Raw genomic sequence first — 16,958 nt, 5'->3', positions numbered from 1 at the left:
GGCAGCGCCCCGAAGGGCGCGGGGAACTGCGCGATCACCCACGACGGCGCCGCGGACGACCGACCACCCATCCCGCAACCACCCACCCCGCGCCCTCAGCGGAGCGTCACGCCTTCGCCGACAGCGGCTCGGCGATGTCCTCCAGGGAGCGCCGCTCCGCGCGCACCGCGAGGAACGCGGCCACCAGGCCCGCCGCGCACATCAGGCTCGCGCCGATCTGGAAGGCGAGGACGGTGTCGCCGACGACGCCGGACTTCGTCAGCTCCGCGAAGATCAGCGGGCCGCTGATACCTCCGGCGGCCGTACCGAGGGCGTAGAAGAAGGCGATGGCCATCGCGCGGGTCTCCATGGGGAAGACCTCCGAGACCGTCAGATAGGCGCTGGAGGCTCCGGCCGAGGCGAAGAACAGCACCACGCACCAGCAGGCCGTCAGGGTCACCTCGTCGAGCGAACCCCGGCCGAACAGCCAGGCCGTGCCGAAGAGCAGGACGCCGGACAGCAGGTACGTCGACGAGATCATGATCTTGCGGCCGACCGTGTCGAACAGCTTGCCGAGCAGCAGCGGGCCGAGCAGGTTGCCGGCGGCGATGACGGCGAAGTAGTAGCCGGTGTCGGAGGTCGGGACGTCGTAGAACGTGGTGAGGATCGCGCCGAAGCCGAAGGTGATCGCGTTGTAGAGGAACGCCTGCCCGATGAAGAGGGAGAAGCCGAGGACCGCGCGGCGGCGGTAGTGGGAGAACACCGTGCGGGCGATCGTGCCGAAGCCGACGCTCCCGCGCTGATGGATGGTCATCTCCCGGTCGGCCGACGGCAGTCGGCGGCCCTGCTCCGCCTCCACCCGCTCCTCGACCTCCCCCACCAGCCGTTCGGCCTCCTGTTCCCGGCCGTGGATGAGCAGCCAGCGGGGGCTCTCGGGGACGTTCCGACGGACCAGCAGGATCACCAGGCCCAGCACCACACCGAGGGCGAAGGTCAGCCGCCAGCCGACGTTCGCCGGGAAGATGTCGGTGTTCAGGGCGACGATCGACAGCAGTGAGCCGCCGATCGCGCCGAGCCAGAAACTGCCGTTGATGACGATGTCGACGCGACCCCGGTACTTGGACGGGATCAGCTCGTCGATCGCCGAGTTGATGGCCGCGTACTCGCCGCCGATGCCGAAGCCGGTGAGGAAGCGGAAGAGGAAGAACCACCAGGTGGAGAAGGACACGGCCGTCAGCGCGGTCGCCGCCAGATAGACCACCAGCGTCACCATGAACAGCTTCTTGCGGCCGAACCGGTCGGTCATATGGCCGAAGAAGAGGGCCCCTAAGCAGGCGCCGGCGACGTACAGGGCGGCCGCCGCGCCCGTGACCTGCGCGGACGTGATCGGTAGACCACTGCCCTCCTCGGAGAGCCGACCCGCGATATTGCCGACGACGGTCACTTCCAGACCGTCGAGGATCCACACCGTGCCGAGGCCGATCACCACCGTCCAGTGCCAGCGCGACCAGGGAAGACGGTCCAGGCGCGCCGGTACGGCGGTGGTGATCACACCCGGAGACTTCGGTGAACCGGGTTCACCGGGTGAACCGGGTGACTTCGGGGCTGTGACGGACATGGGCTCCGGCTCCCTCCACCTTGAGCGAACCGGACCCGGGTGCCCTCACCCACAGGGATTAGGCCCCACCACGCACCGGACCCCACCACCCACCGGACTCGGTCACCCACCGGACTCGGCCACGCACCGGCCCCGACCACCCACCGAACTCGACCACTCACCGGACCCGACCGGGTCACCCGGACGGACGGCCCTACGCCCCCATCGCCCGCGACACCGTGTAGATCAGCAGGCCCGCCAGGGACCCCACCACCGTGCCGTTGATCCGGATGAACTGCAGGTCGCGGCCGATGTTGGCCTCGATCTTCTTCGTGGTGTGCTCGGCGTCCCAGCTCGCGACGGTCTCGGTGATGAGGGAGGTGATCTCCGCGCGGTAGGTGGCCACGACGTGGACGGCCGCCCCCTCAACCCACCTGTCGACCTTGGCCTGCGCGCTCGGCTCGGTGGCCATCCGGGTGCCCAGCGAGAGCAGGGACGTGCGGACCCGCAGCCGCAGTTCGCTGCGCTCGTCCTCGGCGGCGGACACGATCATCGACCGTACGGCCGTCCACGCTGAGGCGATGAGGTCCTGGACCTCACCCCGGCCGAGCACCTCACCCTTCAGCCGCTCCACCCGCGCACGGGTCTCCGTGTCGGACTGGAGGTCGGTGGCGAAGTCGGTGAGGAAGCGGTCGAGGGCGCCGCGCGCCGGGTGGGTGGGCGAGTCACGCATCTCGGTGGTGAAGCGCAGCAACTCCTTGTAGACCCGCTCGCCGATCCGCCGGTCGACGAACCGGGGGGTCCAGCCGGGGGCGCCGCCCTCGACCGCGTCCATGACCTGCTCGTCGTGAAGAATCAGCCAGTTCTGGGCGCGGGCGCAGATGAGATCCACGATCCGCCGGTGGCCGCCGTCGGTGACGATCTTCTCCAGCATCTTGCCGATCCCGGGCGCTATCTCCTGCGCGTTCGCCCGCCGGGTGATCGCCTCCCCGACCACGGCCTGCACGTCCGAGTCGCGCAGCACGGTCAGCGCGCCCCGGAGCGCGGTCGCCAGCTCGGCCGTCACCCGGTCGGCGTTCTGCGGCTCGGCCAGCCACGCGCCGAGCCGGCTGCCGATGCCGACGGCCCGCAGCCGCTGCCGTACGACATCCTGGGAGAGGAAGTTCTCGCCGACGAACTCACCGAGCGAGACGCCCAGTTGGTCCTTCTTGGTGGGGATGATCGCGGTGTGCGGGATGGGCAGCCCGAGTGGATGCCGGAACAACGCGGTCACCGCGAACCAGTCGGCCAGCGCACCCACCATGCCCGCCTCGGCGGCCGCCGCGACATAGCCGGCCCAGGCGCCCGCGCCCTCGTGCGAGGCCCACTTGGCCAGCACGTACACCACGGCCACGAAGAGCAGCAGCCCGGCCGCGATGAGCTTCATCTGCCGGACGCCGCGCTGTTTCTCCTCGTCGGCGGCGCTGAAGGTGGTCATGGTGCGGTGCGACAGACGCGGCTCGGCGCTCGCTGCCGCGTCCGCGGCATCGGCCGCTTCAGCCGCCGCCTCGTCCGTCGCTCCCGCTTTCGTACGGTCCATTCGCTCCACCCGTTCCTGTCCCCCGTACACATTGTCCGTTCTTCGACGCTTCAACTCTTGGTGACGTACTCCATAGATCTACAAAGACCTACTCCTGGAACGGAACAGGAGTTCCCCGCGTCTGTCCGGGCGGGGGAACCGATGGGGGTTCTCGCAAGCAGCCCCCATCCCATGCCGCATCATGGGGTGATCACAGCGGAGCCTCGTGGCTCCACAGCCCGAGGAGTAGCACACCGCATGACCAGGCATCACGGTTATGCACTTCTGGCGGCCATCGCCGCCCTGGTCGTGGCGATCTCGGCCGCGATATACGTCGGCGTCGGCATCGACGACGGCGCCCCCCGGCAGGAGACCTTCGCCCGCGCGCCCCGCAACAGCGCCGCCCCCGCCTCCACCGGCGTCTGGGTCGGCGCCTGGGCCGCCTCGCCGAGCGGATCGGAGCCGGGCACCGAGAGAGACGGCCTCGCCGGCCACTCGGTACGCAACGTGGTGCACACGACCGCCGCCGGTACGAGTGCCCGCGTCACGCTGTCCAATCTCTACGGCCAGCAGCCGCTGACCATCACCCACGCCTCGCTCGCCGTGGCCGCCTCGACGGACACCCCGGCCGCGGCGGCCGACACCATGCGCCGCCTCACCTTCGGCGGCAGCCCGACGGTCGTCATCGCGGCCGGTCAGCAGGTGGTGAGTGACGCCGTACGGGTGGCGATCCCGCACGACAGCGACGTACTGATCACCACCTACTCCCCGACCCCGTCCGGCCCCGCGACCTACCACGCGCACGCCCGGCAGATCTCGTACACCGCCGAGGGCGACCGGGCCGAGGACGTCACCGGGGAGCCGTACACCACCCAGTCCCTGCACTGGCGGTACGTCACCGCCGTGGACGTGCTGAGCAACGAGTCCGACGGCACGGTCGTGGTCCTCGGCGACTCGCTCACCGACGGCGTCACCTCCACGGTCGGCGAGAACCGACGCTGGACGGACGTCCTCTCCGGCCGCCTCCGCGCCGCCACCGGTTCCTCCGACACACCCCGCTACAGCATCGTCAACGAGGGGATCAGCGGCAACCGCGTCCTCACCGACGGCAACGGCCGCCCCGCCGAGAACCCCAGCGGTCTCTCCCGCTTCCAGCGCGACGTCCTCGGCCGTACGGGTGTCAAGGCCGTCGTCATCGACCTCGGCGTCAACGACATCCTCAAGAACCCCGGCCAGGCCGACCCCGACGCCATCACCGCCGGCTTACGCAGGCTCGTCGACCAGGCGCACGCCCGCGGTCTCCGCGTCGTGGGCACCACCCTCATGCCCTTCCACGGTCACCGCGGCTACTCCGACCAGCGTGAATCCGTCCGCCAGACCATCAACGCCAAGATCCGCTCCGGCAACGTCTTCGACACCTACGTCGACTTCGACAAGGCCCTACGCGACCCCTACGCCCCCCGCCGCCTCCGCCCCGACTACGACTCGGGCGACCACCTCCACCCGAGCGACAAGGGCTACGAACGGATGGCGGAGGTCTTCGACCTGGAGAAACTGAAGGGCGCGGCGCCGGCAGAGCTGTAGCCCGGTGAGGGGCGCGGGGAACGGCGCGGGGAACCGCGCGAGCGCGCGAGCCACAACGCACCCGCAGCCAATCCGGCCTACCGCTACCGCTCCCGTCTCCGCCGCCGCTCCCGCTCCTCCTCGCGTCGGGAGCGCACCGCGTCCCTGATCTGGTCCATGGCCTCACGATGCGCCTCGTGCATCTCATGCCCGTGGTCACGATGGGACGCGTGCAGTTCGCGCCGGGCCTGCCGGCGTTCCAGCCGCTCCTGCCGCCGGGCCTCCTTCAACCGCTGCCGCTCGGCCCTCGGGACCTTGCGCTCGACCCCGACCCCGCCCCAGAACGCGAACCCGGTGATGATCACGCGCGGAGCGCCCGGCTCCCCCGGAACGCCCTCCTCCCTGTGGTCGAAGCCGCCCATGATCCCGATGCCCCGGACGACGACCTCGACCCCGGGCGGCACGATCACGTTGATCCCGCCCATGATCGCCACGCAGTTGATCGTGACCTCTCGGTCCGCGAAGTACGCGTCCCGCAGATCCAGTTCCCCGCCGCCCCAGAACGCGAAGCAGTCGAACCGCTCGGGCACGGTCCACTGCCCCTTGCGTTCGAAGCCGGACATGACCGCGACGCCCCACGTGGACGTACCGTCGCCGCCGACGATCCGCTCGGGCCAACTCGCCTCCCCCGCGGGCCCCTTGACCAGTGAGACGGGCGGCGGCGGCACGACCGCCGGCGGTGCCACGGCTCCCGCGCCGGGCAGATCACGGGTGATCGGCGCCAGCTCGCCGTACGTCCGCGCCTTGTACGTGGCGTCCAGCCGTTCCTCGAACTCCTCCATGTCGAGCCGCCCTTCCGCGAGGGCGTCCCGCAACTGCTCGGTGACTCGTTCACGATCGGCGTCGGAGGCACGAAGGTCCGCGGCGGCCGGAACATCCGGCAGGTCGTCCGTCATACGAATCAGCGTACGAGGAACCCCCGCGCGGGGCTACGAGACGACCCCACCCGACTCCAGCCCGTCACCTCACCCCGCCCCCTCCCCGGCCTACGACACCGTTCTACGACCCCGCCCTACGACACGGCCTGCCCCGTCTCCGCCGCCCGCTCCGCCACCCGCTCCGCCTGTTGCGCGTACATCTGGGCGATCACGGCCTCGATGTCCGGCTCCCGCACCGACAGGTCCAGCAGCGGATACTCCGCGGCGATCCGCGCCACCAGCGGGGCCGCCGACTCCGACGCCGGGAAGGCGAGCCACTGCCGGGGCCCCTCCACCCGTACGACCCGGGCGGGCGCGGCCTCGATCGGCGGCAGCTCGCGCTCCAGGTCGACGACGAGTGTCCGCTCGCTCTCGCCCACCTCGTGCAGCCCGGTCAGCGGCCCGTCGTACATCAGGCGCCCGTGGTCGATGACCATCACCCGGCGGCACAACTGCTCGATGTCCTGGAGGTCGTGCGTGGTGAGCAGCACGGTCGTGCCCTGCTCGGTGTTGAGTTCCTTGAGGAACTCCCGGACCTTGGCCTTGCTGATGACGTCGAGCCCGATCGTCGGCTCGTCCAGATACAACACCTCGGGGTCGTGCAGCAGGGCCGCCGCGATGTCCCCGCGCATCCGCTGGCCGAGCGAGAGCTGCCGTACGGGCACGTCCAGCAGGGCGCCCAGTTCGAGGAGTTCGACACAGCGGTCGAGGTTCTCGCGGTAACGAGCGTCGGGGATGCGGTACATGCGGTGCATCAGCCGGTAGGAGTCGATGAGGGGAAGGTCCCACCACAAGGTCGTACGCTGCCCGAACACCACCCCGATACGCCGGGCGAGACGCGTCCGCTCGCGGGACGGGTCGATGCCGGCGACCCGCAGCCGACCCCCGCTCGGCGTCAGGATTCCGGTCAGCATCTTGATCGTCGTCGACTTGCCCGCGCCGTTCGGCCCGATGTAACCGACCATCTCCCCTCTCGCCACCGTGAAGGAGATCGAGTCGACCGCCCGCACCTCATGCCGCTCCCGCCGCATGAACCCGGTCTTCTTGCGGACGTCGAAGACCTTCTCCAGCCGGTCGAGTTCGATGAACGTGCTGTCTGCCACGCCTGGCTCCTCCCTAACTCCCCGTACTCCGATACGAACGCAGCCCCGCCCGCCACGCGAGCCCCGCCAGCGCACAGCAGGCCACACCGACCAGCGGAGGTGCGAAGGCCAGCCAGGTCGGCAGGTCGAGCGGATAGGGGCGGCCCAGGACGTACAGCCCGGGCACCCAGTTGACGAAGGCGAGCGGCAGGACGAACGTCACACCGCGCAGCAGGTCCTTGGCGAAGAGGGCCGGCGGGTACTGCAGCAGGGTCGCGCCGCCGTACGTGAAGGCGTTCTGCACCTCGGAGGCGTCCTGCGCGACGAACTGGAAGGCCGCGCCGGCGACGAACACCGCCGCGAAGATCAGCCCGCCACTGCACACCATCAGCGGGATCATCAGCACCTTGGCCGGTGTCCAAACGATGTCGAGCGTGGTCAGGGCGTACCCGAGGACGAACAGGCCCTGGGTGATCCGGCCGAGGCGGCGCAGCGCGAACTTGTCGGCGGCGACCTGGGCGAGCACCGGCACCGGGCGGACGAGAAGGGTGTCCAGGGTGCCGTCACGGACCCGGCGGCCGAGCCGGTCCATGGAACCGATCATCAGATCCGCGAGGCCGAACGCGACCCCGGAGGTGCCGTACAGGAGAGCGATCTCGGGCAGGGTGTAGCCGCCCAACTCGTCGACCTGGGAGAACATCAGCAGGATCGCGACGAAGTCGAAGGAGGTCGCCGCGAAGTTCCCGAAGGTCGTCATGGCGAAGGAGGCGCGGTAGGCCATCGTGGAGCGGATCCACATGGCGGCGATCATGCGGTAGGCGCGCAGACCGTCGCGGACACGGCTGTACAGGCCGTACTCGCCGAACGGGTTCTCCGCGGCCGTCCCCTCGCCCGGCGCGCCCACGCCTCCACCCGCCCGGCCGCCCGCGCCTCCTTCGGCCCGTCCGCCTGTTCGTCCGCCTGTTCGTCCGCCCGCGGGTTCGCCTGCCCGCTCCTCCGCCCGCTCGTCCACGTCAGCCACCCTGGACCACCACCTTCCGCGTCGCCGCCGACTGGATCAGCCGCCCGACCGCCAGCAGCGCCGCCGCCCAGGCGAGCTGGAAGGCGTACGTCCCCCAGGGGTCGGCCTCGCCCAGCAGGACGTCCGCCGGGGCCTGGAGCAGCGCGGACCAGGGCAGGAGGCGGGCGAGGTCGCCGAGGGCGCCGGGGAAGACGTTCAGCGGGAGGAGCATCCCGGAGAAGAAGACTCCGGTGAGCCAGGTGATCTGCATCGCTCCGGCACCGTCGAGGAGCCAGAACGCCCACAGCGCGACGATGTACCGGATCGCGAAGCTGACGACGGCCCCCAGGACGACCGCGACGAGACAGGCGAGCCAGGGCAGCGGACCCGAGGGCAGCGCCAGGTCGAAGAAGAGCGCGCCGCACACCATGGGGACGACACCGCGTCCGAGCAGCTGGAACAGGGCCCGGCCCATGTCCGCGGCGAGCCACCACATCTGGAGGTCGACCGGCCGGTACAGATCGACCGCGATGTCCCCGGTCCGGATCCGCTCGATCAACTCCTCCTCGAACCCCACACTCCCCAGCACCATCACCGCGAACATGGCCTGGCCGACCCATACATAGGTGAGAGCCTGCGCCTGGTCGTAGCCGCCGAGGTGAGGCTTCTCGTGCCAGAGCGCCAGGTAGGTGTATGCAAGGATGAAGCCGAAGACGGTGTTGGTGAACACCCCCGCGGCGGTGGCCACCCGATATGTCGCGTACCGCCTGAAACCACCGGCGGCGACGGCGGCGTACAACCGCCCTGTGCCCACGTGGAAACCCCCATCCGCTGCGAAGAGTTAGGCGAAAGGCCGAGGCCTGGACCGATTCGGGCCGAAGCGAAGAAGCCTAGTCCGCCGCCGGAGGGGCCTGCCACGCGTTTTCGGGGGCGGACGGTGGTGCTCGTGGAGTGTGCGGGGCACGTGTCGGGATCCGGGAACGGATCGAGCGGTACGAGAGTCTTTACTCAAGGGCACAGAACCGGCCCGGAGCGGGCGCAAAGCGTACGAGTCCGTACGGAAATGAACGTACGACGCGAAAACAGGAGCACGGCAGCACGATGAGCGACGAGCCGCAGCCGAAGCGGAACGGCCCGGGCTGGGCACCGAGAGACCCGGAGCGACGCACTCCGGGCACGACTCCGGGGTCCGGCGACAACGCCGCCAAGGGAAACACCGACGCCAAGCCCGGCACGACGCCGGGCGGGAGCCCGGACCCGGCGCCCACCGGGACGCCTGACCCGGCCTCCCCCCGGAGGCCTGACGCGGCGCCCACCCGGAGGCCTGACGCGCCATCCGCCCGAAGGCCTGACGCGGCGTCCGCCGGGAAGCCCGGTGCGCCATCCGCCGGGACGCCCGGCACTCCGCCCGGCGGGAGGCCGGACGGAAAGTCCGGCTCGGCGTCCGGCGGGAACCCCGGTACGCAGTCCGGTGCGGCTGCTGGCGCGCAGTCCGGTGCGGCGGCCTCCGGCGGGAAGCCCGGATCGGCTCCTTCCGGATCGGCATCCGGCGGGAAGCCCGGCTCGACTCCGCCCGGGTCGAATCGTCCCGGCTCGGCTCCCGGCGGAACGCTCGGTGCGGGATCCGGATCCGCCCGGACACCGGAGGGCAAGCCGACGTCGGCCTCCGACGGCAAGCCCGTCGGGGCTCGTGACGGCCGGCCCGCCGGGGCCCACGACGCCAAGCCCGCCGCCGGACGCGACGGCGCCCCCTCCGGGGTCCCGGACGCCAGGGCAGCCAGGGCCGCCAGGGCTGCCCGAGCCGCCGGAGCACGTGACGGCAACCCCGCCGGCGCCCGCGGTGGGTCCGCCCCCCGGCCGCCTGCCGCGGCAGCCGGCACGGCAGCCGCCGCCGCTGACGACAGCCCCACCACCACCCTGGGCATCACGCCGGGCCGGAAGTCCGCCGCCGCGCCCGCCCGGCCCGCGGCCGACACGCCGACCCAGGCCCTGGGCGTCATCCCCGCCGGGACGGCCACCGCCGCCCCGGCACCCGCCACCGCGCCCGACATCACACCCGACCCGGCGGCCGGAGACGGCAAGGCGAAGAAGGGCAAGCGGCCCAAGCGCAAGGGCTGGAGGCGGCTGTTCCCCACCTGGCGCATGGTGCTCAGCGCCTTCATCATCGGGCTCATGTTGATCGTCGGCGCCTTCGTACTGGGCTACAACATGGTCCACATCCCCAAGGCGAACGCGTTCGCGACCAAACAGAGCAACGTCTACCTGTACGCGGACGGCAGTCAGATCGCCCGCGACGGCGAGGTCAACCGCGAGAACGTCCCGCTGACGAAGGTCTCCAAGGCAGCCCAGCGCGCCGTACTGGCCGCCGAGGACCGCGACTTCTACTCCGAGCCGGCCATCGACCTCAAGGCGATGGCCCGCGCGGCCTGGAACACCGCGACAGGCAAGGGCAAGCAGTCCGGTTCGACGATCACCCAGCAGTACGTGAAGAACTACTACCTGGCCCAGGACCAGACCGTCACCCGCAAGGCCAAGGAGTTCTTCATCTCGATCAAGCTGGACCGCGAGGTGACCAAGGACGAGATCCTGGAGGGCTACCTCAACACCAGCTTCTTCGGCCGCAACGCCTACGGCATCCAGGCCGCCGCCCAGGCCTACTACGGCATCGACGCGGACCGTCTCACCGCCGAGCAGGGCGCCTACCTCGCCGCCCTGGTCAACGCCCCGAGCATGTACGACGTCGTCGCCCACCCCGAGAACAAGGACGCGGCCGTCGCCCGCTGGAACTACGTCCTCGACGGCATGGTCAAGGAGGGCTGGCTCAAGCAGTCCGAGCGGACCGGCGCGAAGTTCCCGATGCCGAAGCAGGCCACCACCTCCACCGCCTTCTCCGGTCAGCGCGGCTACCTGGTCGAAGCCATCAAGTCGTACCTCATCAGCAACAAGATCATCGATGAGAAGGCGCTGGAGAACGGCGGTGGCTACCGCATCACCACCACCATCCAGCCCAAGATGCAGGACGCCTTCATCAAGGCCGTCGACAACCAGCTGATGGACAAGCTCGACAAGAAGAACCGCAAGGTCGACAACTACGTCCGCGCCGGCGGTGTCTCCATCGACCCGAAGACCGGCAAGGTCATCGCGATGTACGGCGGCATCGACTACACCAAGCAGTACGTGAACAACGCGACCCGCCGCGACTTCCAGGTCGGCTCCATCTTCAAGCCCCTCGTGTTCACCTCCGCCGTGGAGAACGCCTCCAACAACCAGAGCGGCCAGGCGATCACCCCGAACACGGTCTACGACGGCACCAACAGGCGCCCCGTGACGGGCTGGACCGGCGGGACGTACGCGCCGGAGAACGAGGACTACCACAACTACGGCAACATCACCGTCCGCCAGGCCACCCAGAGCTCCGTGAACTCGGTGTACGCGCAGATGGCCGTGGACATCGGGCCCGAGAAGGTCGAGAAGACCGCGATCGACCTCGGCGTGCCGAAGAACACCCCGGACATGAACCCGTACCCGTCCATCGCCCTGGGCACCGCCACCGCGAGCGTCCTCGACATGACGGAGGCGTACGCCACGCTCGCCAACCACGGCAGGCACGGCACGTACACGATGATCGAGAAGATCAGCAAGGACGGCGAGGTGGTCGAGATCCCCTCCACGGAGTCCACCCAGGCCGTCAGCCGCAAGGCCGCCGACACCACCACCTCCGTCCTGCAGAGCGTGGTCCAGAGCGGCACCGCCACCGCCGCGCAGGCCTCCGGCCACCCGGTCGCCGGCAAGACCGGCACCGCCGAGGAGGACCAGGCCGCCTGGTTCGCGGGCTACACCCCGGACCTCGCCACCGTCGTGTCCGTCATGGGCCAGGACCCCAAGACCGGCGCCCACAAGTCGCTGTACGGCGTCATGGGCCTGCAGCGCATCAACGGCGGCGGGGCGCCCACGGAGATCTGGGCGCAGTTCACCAAGGCCGCCCTCAAGGGCAAGAAGGTGAAGGACTTCGACCTCGACCTCCAGGTCGGCGCCGACGTCGTCTACACCCCGCCCAGCACCCCCGCCGACGAGCCGGGCGCCACCGGCGAGGAGGAGACCGGCGGCGCAACGGGCGACGAGGAGACCGGCGGCCCCACGGACGAGGACACCGGCGACAGCACGACCACCGGCGGCACGCCCACGACCGACGGCGGCACGACGTCCACGGGCGGCACGTCGACGGACGGAGGTACCACGTCCACCGGCGGCACCACGACAGACGGCGGCACGACGTCCACCGGCGGCACCACGACCGACGGCGGAACCACGTCCACCGGCGGCGCCACCACCGACGGCGGCGGCACAACGGACGGCGGAGCGACAACAGGGGGCGAGACCTCGGTGGGACCGTTCGGCTAGCTACGGCTGCTCAGTGACCGGGGGGCCTTCACCCCCACCCGGGCAGAAGGCGGTAGAAGGCGGTGGGGGTGGTGACCATGGTCACCACCCCCACCGCCTTCTACCGCCTTCTACCGCCTGCGCATCAGAGATACAGGTCAGAGATACAGGCCGGTGGAGTCCTCCGACCCCTCGAACCGGTCGGCGGCCACGGCGTGCAGATCGCGCTCGCGCATCAGGACGTACGCGACGCCCCGGACCTCGACCTCGGCACGGTCCTCGGGGTCGTAGAGGACGCGGTCGCCGGGCTCGACGGTCCGGACGTTCTGGCCGACCGTGACGACCTCGGCCCAGGCGAGGCGCCGGCCGACGGCCGCCGTCGCGGGGATCAGGATGCCGCCGCCGGAACGCCGCTCGCCCTCGGCGGTGTCCTGCCGCACGAGCACACGGTCGTGCAGCATCCGGATGGGCAACTTGTCGTGCTGGGTCTTCTCGCTCACGCCCCGAACCTACCTGTCCCGATCCCGGTCCGCGTCAGGCCCTGCGACGCCGCGTGCCGAGGGCGAGGAACCCGACGACTCCGACGACACCGACGACCACGAGGGCGACGGGCACGATGCGCTCGACCCGGGGCGCCCCGCCCTCGTCGACGAACTGGCCCCTGACGTCACTCACCACACGGTTGACCGAGACGTAGGCCTTGCCGAGGGTGTGATCGATGTTCGAGACGACCTTGGCCTTGGCGTCGCCCACGATCGTCCTGGGATGCACGCGGACGCCGATCTCGTCGAGCGTCTCGGCGAGGTTGTCGCGGCGGCGCTTGATGTCCGCCTCGATCTCGGCCGGGGTTCTGATGTCCGAGGTCTCCGCCACCGCGCGGCCTCCCGTTGTCGGTTGTCCCTGAAATCTCTTGGTTGCGGACAGTCTGTCAGCTCGACCCGGCGCCGTACCGCCAGGGCCCGCCATTACGCTGGACCGATGAGCGAGCGACTCCAGCCCGGTGACGTGGCCCCCGCCTTCACCCTCCCCGACGCCGACGGCAACGAGGTGTCCCTGTCCGACCACAAGGGCCGCAAGGTCATCGTCTACTTCTACCCGGCCGCCCTGACCCCCGGCTGCACCAAGCAGGCCTGCGACTTCACCGACAACCTGGAGCTCCTCGCGGGCGCGGGGTACGACGTCCTCGGCATCTCCCCCGACAAGCCCGAGAAACTCGCCAAGTTCCGCGAGAAGGAGTCCCTGAAGGTCACCCTTCTCGGCGACCCCGACAAGACGGTCCTCGACGCGTACGCCGCCTTCGGCGAGAAGAAGAACTACGGCAAGACCTACATGGGCGTCATCCGCTCCACGATCATCGTGGACGAGGAGGGCAAGGTCGAACAGGCCCTGTACAACGTCCGCGCGACAGGCCACGTGGCGAAGATCATCAAGGACCTGGGCATCTGAGCTCCACACCAGCCACCCTCACGGCCCGCACCGGAACGATCCGGTACGGGCCGTTCCGCATCTTGGGCGTGACTGTCCGATTAGCGGTTCGTTACTCCGTACGAGACTGCGAACGCACAGTCGGAGATGGAGGGTGGAAGGGCGTGCAGAACAAACCAGGACCTGGACCTTTGACATGGGGAAGCTCTGAGCACAGGCCGACGCCGCCTGATCCGTACAGCAAGGAACGACTCGCGCTGCTTGTTCCCGAGGCTCGGAACTGGACAGACCTGATGCGGCGGCTCAGCCTGAACACGAGTGGGGGGCAGCGGCGCATAATCCAGCAGAAGGTCGCCGGTCACGGGCTGGACACGAGCCACTTCGCCAAGCGCAGCCCGTGGCGCAAGTACCCAGATGCCGCCATCGCCGAAGCCGCCGCCTCTTCGTCTTCACTGCGCGAGGTAGCACTCAAGCTGGGCGCCACTCCGGCCACCGGCACGCTGTCCCATATCCGACGCCGCATCGACGCGGCAGGAATCGACATCAGCCATTTCCCCGGCATCGACCGCCCCGAGCTGGACCTACCCTTCACCACCGAGGAGTTGAGAGCAGCCGCAGGCACAGCGCACAGCGTGCGCGGCGTGGCGCGTTCATTGGGCGTTGCAGACGACAGCCGCTCGCGCGCCACGCTGCTCCGCATGTTGCGCGAACGGGACGTTGACACAAAGCACTTCTCCCACACCCGTTTGCCGATTCACGAGGACACACTTCGCACCCTGATCCCACAGGCATCGAGCTATGCCGATGTGATGCGTGGCCTCGGTCTGGCCGTTAATGACACCAACCATCGACGCGTGCGGCGTGCCGCGGCGCGCCTCGGACTCGACACCAGCCACTTCAGGCGCCGCGCCTGGGGCAAGCCGGACAGCCCGGCCCCCGCGTCGACGGCCCGTCGCGTACTCGTCGTCCTGCCCGAGCACGCCGGACGAACCAACAGGGCCCAGTTGCACCGAGCCCTGACCGAAGTCGGAGTGCCGTACGCGTGCGCAAGTTGCGGCAACACCGGTGAATGGCTGGGCCGCCGCATCACCTTGCAGATCGACCACGTCAACGGGGACTGGCACGACAACCGCCAGGAGAACTTGCGGTACCTGTGCCCGAACTGCCACGCACTGACGGATACGTGGTGTCGACAGAAAGAGCGAACGTCGCTCGCCGGATAGGTGCCGATCACCGTACACTTGCAGCCGCCCGTCATGCCCGACGACGACGGGCGGCTAGCGGCCTTGGCGGAACGGTAGACGCCTCGCATTTAGGGTGCGATGGGAGTAATCCCGTGAGGGTTCGAATCCCTCAGGCCGCACTTACCTTCACTTTCAAGGTCCGGCTTGCGAATTTCACAAGCCGGACCTTCTCGTGCACCTCAGCCCAACAACTCCCGCAACACCGGCACCAGCCCCCGGAACGCCTTCCCCCGGTGACTGATCGCGTTCTTCTCCTCGGCGGTCAGCTCGGCGCAGGTTCGGGTGTCGCCGTCCGGCTGGAGGATGGGGTCGTAGCCGAAGCCGTTCGTGCCGGTGGGGGTGTGGCGCAGTGAGCCGCGCAGCCGGCCCTCGACCACCCTCTCCGTGCCGTCGGGCAGCGCGAGGGCCGCCGCGCAGTTGAAGTGGGCGCCCCGGTGTTCGTCGGCGATGTCGCCGAGTTGGGCCAGCAGCAGCTCCAGGTTGGCCCTGTCGTCGCCGTGGGTGCCTGCCCAGCGGGCGGAGAAGATGCCGGGGGCGCCGTTCAGGACGTCGACGCAGAGGCCGGAGTCGTCGGCGATGGCGGGGAAGCCCGTGGCCCGGGCCAGGGCGTGTGCCTTCAGCAGGGCGTTCTCGGCGAAGGTGACGCCGGTTTCCTTGACGTCGGGGACGTCGGGGTAGGCGTCCGCGCCGACGAGCTCGTGGGCGAGGCCTGCGTCGGCGAGGATGGCCTTCAGCTCGGTGAGCTTGCCGGCGTTGCGGGTGGCGAGGATCAGGCGGGTCATGCCCACCAGTATCGCGATCCCCGCCGCCCGGTTCGCATGGGTTACGAGGTGCAGACCTTCGTCAGTTCGCCCGCCGCGTCGGTGATGCCGCTGATGTCGGGGGTCGTGTCGCCGTTCTCCACGGCGGTGCGGGTGTCGGTGACGGCCCCCTGGAGGGAGTCGACGGCCTTGGTGACGTCGGTGTTGTCCGTCTTGTCACCGATCTCGTCGAGGTTCTTGTCGATGGAGTCGAGGGACTCCTCCAGCTGCGTCGGGTCGTTCGCCGCGTTCTGCACGGCCTGCTGGAGGTCGTCCACGCTCTGGGCGATGGCGTCGGCGGTCTGGACGCAGTCCAGGGCCTTGTTCACGGCGTCGCAGCCGGTGGTGAGGCCGGCCGTGAGGGCGACGGCAGCTACGGCTCCGGCGATGGTGGTCATACGGCGTCGGCGGCTCGCGGCCATGGAACGGTCCTCCTACTGGTTGCAGGCCTGACGGCCCCGGGAACGGCTGGTGCCGGTGTGGCCGGGCGCACGGTGGTGTGCCGTGCGCCCGTATGTGCAAGGACGCGGGCGGGGCCGCCGTGGTTGCTGTCGGCGGCCATCGCTCTTGGGGTGCCCTTTACCTTTCGAGGACCGTATCAAGTGCCTTGCGCTGCAGGAGCGCCAGATCCGTGCAGCCGGAAACGGCGAGGTCCAGCAGCGAGTTGAGTTCCTCGCGGGCGAACGGCTCGGCCTCGGCGGTGCCCTGGACCTCGACGAAGCGGCCGTCGCCGGTGCAGACGACGTTCATGTCGGTGTCGGCCTTCACGTCCTCCTCGTAGCAGAGGTCGAGGAGGGGGACGCCGCCGACGATGCCCACCGACACCGCGCTGACCGTGCCGGTGAGGGGCTGACGGTTGGCCTTGATCAGCTTCCTGCCCTGGGCCCAGGACACGGCGTCGGCCAGCGCGACGTACGCGCCGGTGATGGCCGCCGTACGCGTGCCGCCGTCGGCCTGGAGGACGTCGCAGTCCAGGACGATCATGTTCTCGCCGAGCGCCTTGTAGTCGATGACGGCGCGAAGGGAGCGGCCGATGAGGCGGGAGATCTCGTGGGTGCGGCCGCCGATCTTGCCGCGTACGGACTCGCGGTCGCCGCGGGTGTTGGTGGCGCGGGGGAGCATGGAGTACTCGGCGGTGACCCAGCCCTCGCCGCTGCCCTTGCGCCAGCGGGGGACGCCTTCGGTGAAGGAGGCGGTGCAGAAGACCTTCGTGTCGCCGAAGGAGACGAGGACGGAGCCCTCGGCGTGCTTGCTCCACCCGCGTTCGATGGTGACCGGGCGGAGCTGTTCGGGCGTGCGGCCGTCGATTCGAGACATGGCGCCGAGCCTAGCGGCACATGCGGAGAGGGCCCT

At 69.9% G+C, this 16,958-nt stretch carries 15 protein-coding genes and 1 tRNA gene; 5 read left to right on the top strand and 11 right to left on the bottom strand.

Annotated elements, in window-relative coordinates; genetic code table 11:
• Nucleotides 1-106: 106 nt before the first annotated feature.
• Nucleotides 107-1,597 carry an MFS transporter gene (locus OG622_RS31325; RefSeq protein WP_371579968.1) on the bottom strand — a complete coding sequence of 497 codons (1,491 nt, stop codon included), beginning with the start codon at nt 1,595-1,597 and terminating at the stop codon, nt 107-109.
• Nucleotides 1,598-1,790: 193 nt separating this feature from the next.
• The gene (locus OG622_RS31320; RefSeq protein ID WP_371579967.1) at nt 1,791-3,155 is read right to left on the bottom strand and encodes a DUF445 domain-containing protein; all 1,365 of its coding nucleotides are present in this window, start codon (nt 3,153-3,155) and stop codon (nt 1,791-1,793) included.
• Between the two features lie 237 nt (nt 3,156-3,392).
• Between OG622_RS31320 and OG622_RS31315 the strand changes: the two genes are divergently transcribed.
• The gene (locus OG622_RS31315) at nt 3,393-4,718 is read left to right on the top strand and encodes an SGNH/GDSL hydrolase family protein (RefSeq protein WP_371579966.1); all 1,326 of its coding nucleotides are present in this window, start codon (nt 3,393-3,395) and stop codon (nt 4,716-4,718) included.
• A gap of 83 nt (nt 4,719-4,801) precedes the next feature.
• Here the strand turns inward: OG622_RS31315 and OG622_RS31310 are convergent, their stop codons facing one another.
• From OG622_RS31310 to OG622_RS31295, 4 genes are all read right to left on the bottom strand, one after another.
• Complete coding sequence (locus tag OG622_RS31310) at nt 4,802-5,653, bottom strand: DUF1707 domain-containing protein (RefSeq protein WP_371579965.1); 852 nt, start codon at nt 5,651-5,653, stop codon at nt 4,802-4,804.
• Nucleotides 5,654-5,769: 116 nt separating this feature from the next.
• Nucleotides 5,770-6,777 (bottom strand): ATP-binding cassette domain-containing protein, encoded by a 1,008-nt coding sequence (locus OG622_RS31305; protein ID WP_371579964.1) that lies wholly within the window; start codon nt 6,775-6,777, stop codon nt 5,770-5,772.
• Nucleotides 6,778-6,790: 13 nt separating this feature from the next.
• On the bottom strand, nt 6,791-7,606 hold the full coding sequence (locus tag OG622_RS31300; RefSeq protein ID WP_371584282.1) for an ABC transporter permease: 816 nt from the start codon (nt 7,604-7,606) through the stop codon (nt 6,791-6,793).
• A 163-nt stretch (nt 7,607-7,769) separates the two neighbouring features.
• On the bottom strand, nt 7,770-8,570 hold the full coding sequence (locus OG622_RS31295; RefSeq protein ID WP_371579963.1) for an ABC transporter permease: 801 nt from the start codon (nt 8,568-8,570) through the stop codon (nt 7,770-7,772).
• Nucleotides 8,571-9,805: 1,235 nt separating this feature from the next.
• Here OG622_RS31295 and OG622_RS31290 point away from each other — a divergent pair.
• Nucleotides 9,806-12,157, top strand: coding sequence for a transglycosylase domain-containing protein (locus OG622_RS31290; protein WP_371584281.1), 2,352 nt, complete (start codon nt 9,806-9,808; stop codon nt 12,155-12,157).
• A 137-nt stretch (nt 12,158-12,294) separates the two neighbouring features.
• On the opposite strand, the gene OG622_RS31285 is transcribed toward OG622_RS31290, so the two are convergent.
• Together OG622_RS31285 and OG622_RS31280 are read right to left on the bottom strand one after the other, a co-directional pair.
• The gene (locus OG622_RS31285) at nt 12,295-12,636 is read right to left on the bottom strand and encodes a co-chaperone GroES (protein WP_371579962.1); all 342 of its coding nucleotides are present in this window, start codon (nt 12,634-12,636) and stop codon (nt 12,295-12,297) included.
• Between the two features lie 34 nt (nt 12,637-12,670).
• A complete protein-coding gene (locus OG622_RS31280) occupies nt 12,671-13,009 on the bottom strand; it encodes a DUF3618 domain-containing protein (RefSeq protein WP_371579961.1) in 339 nt (112 codons plus the stop codon).
• A 105-nt stretch (nt 13,010-13,114) separates the two neighbouring features.
• Here OG622_RS31280 and bcp point away from each other — a divergent pair, with 105 nt between their 5' ends.
• From bcp to OG622_RS31265, 3 genes are all read left to right on the top strand, one after another.
• On the top strand, nt 13,115-13,582 hold the full coding sequence (gene bcp, locus OG622_RS31275) for a thioredoxin-dependent thiol peroxidase (RefSeq protein WP_371579960.1): 468 nt from the start codon (nt 13,115-13,117) through the stop codon (nt 13,580-13,582).
• 272 nt (nt 13,583-13,854) lie between these two features.
• Nucleotides 13,855-14,784 carry an HNH endonuclease gene (locus OG622_RS31270; protein WP_371579959.1) on the top strand — a complete coding sequence of 310 codons (930 nt, stop codon included), beginning with the start codon at nt 13,855-13,857 and terminating at the stop codon, nt 14,782-14,784.
• A gap of 57 nt (nt 14,785-14,841) precedes the next feature.
• A tRNA-Leu gene (locus OG622_RS31265) sits at nt 14,842-14,924 on the top strand.
• Nucleotides 14,925-14,984: 60 nt separating this feature from the next.
• Here the strand turns inward: OG622_RS31265 and rdgB are convergent.
• From rdgB to rph, 3 genes are all read right to left on the bottom strand, one after another.
• A complete protein-coding gene (gene rdgB / locus OG622_RS31260) occupies nt 14,985-15,587 on the bottom strand; it encodes an RdgB/HAM1 family non-canonical purine NTP pyrophosphatase (RefSeq protein WP_319767326.1) in 603 nt (200 codons plus the stop codon).
• 41 nt (nt 15,588-15,628) lie between these two features.
• Nucleotides 15,629-16,027, bottom strand: a complete 399-nt coding sequence (locus OG622_RS31255) for a hypothetical protein (RefSeq protein WP_371579958.1) — start codon at nt 16,025-16,027, stop codon at nt 15,629-15,631.
• A gap of 157 nt (nt 16,028-16,184) precedes the next feature.
• On the bottom strand, nt 16,185-16,922 hold the full coding sequence (rph, locus tag OG622_RS31250; protein WP_371579957.1) for a ribonuclease PH: 738 nt from the start codon (nt 16,920-16,922) through the stop codon (nt 16,185-16,187).
• Nucleotides 16,923-16,958 lie beyond the last annotated feature (36 nt).

Source organism: Streptomyces sp. NBC_01314 (genome assembly GCF_041435215.1).
Classification (GTDB): domain Bacteria; phylum Actinomycetota; class Actinomycetes; order Streptomycetales; family Streptomycetaceae; genus Streptomyces.
This window is presented reverse-complemented; position numbering and strand designations above follow the sequence as displayed.

Coding starts and splice junctions, on each gene's coding strand:
- OG622_RS31325 (WP_371579968.1), bottom strand. CDS start 1,597: ATGTCCGTCACAGCCCCGAAGTCACCCGGTTCACCCGGTGAACCCGGT.
- OG622_RS31320 (WP_371579967.1), bottom strand. CDS start 3,155: ATGGACCGTACGAAAGCGGGAGCGACGGACGAGGCGGCGGCTGAAGCG.
- OG622_RS31315 (WP_371579966.1), top strand. CDS start 3,393: ATGACCAGGCATCACGGTTATGCACTTCTGGCGGCCATCGCCGCCCTG.
- OG622_RS31310 (WP_371579965.1), bottom strand. CDS start 5,653: ATGACGGACGACCTGCCGGATGTTCCGGCCGCCGCGGACCTTCGTGCC.
- bcp (WP_371579960.1), top strand. CDS start 13,115: ATGAGCGAGCGACTCCAGCCCGGTGACGTGGCCCCCGCCTTCACCCTC.
- OG622_RS31270 (WP_371579959.1), top strand. CDS start 13,855: ATGCGGCGGCTCAGCCTGAACACGAGTGGGGGGCAGCGGCGCATAATC.
- rdgB (WP_319767326.1), bottom strand. CDS start 15,587: ATGACCCGCCTGATCCTCGCCACCCGCAACGCCGGCAAGCTCACCGAG.
- OG622_RS31255 (WP_371579958.1), bottom strand. CDS start 16,027: ATGGCCGCGAGCCGCCGACGCCGTATGACCACCATCGCCGGAGCCGTA.
- rph (WP_371579957.1), bottom strand. CDS start 16,922: ATGTCTCGAATCGACGGCCGCACGCCCGAACAGCTCCGCCCGGTCACC.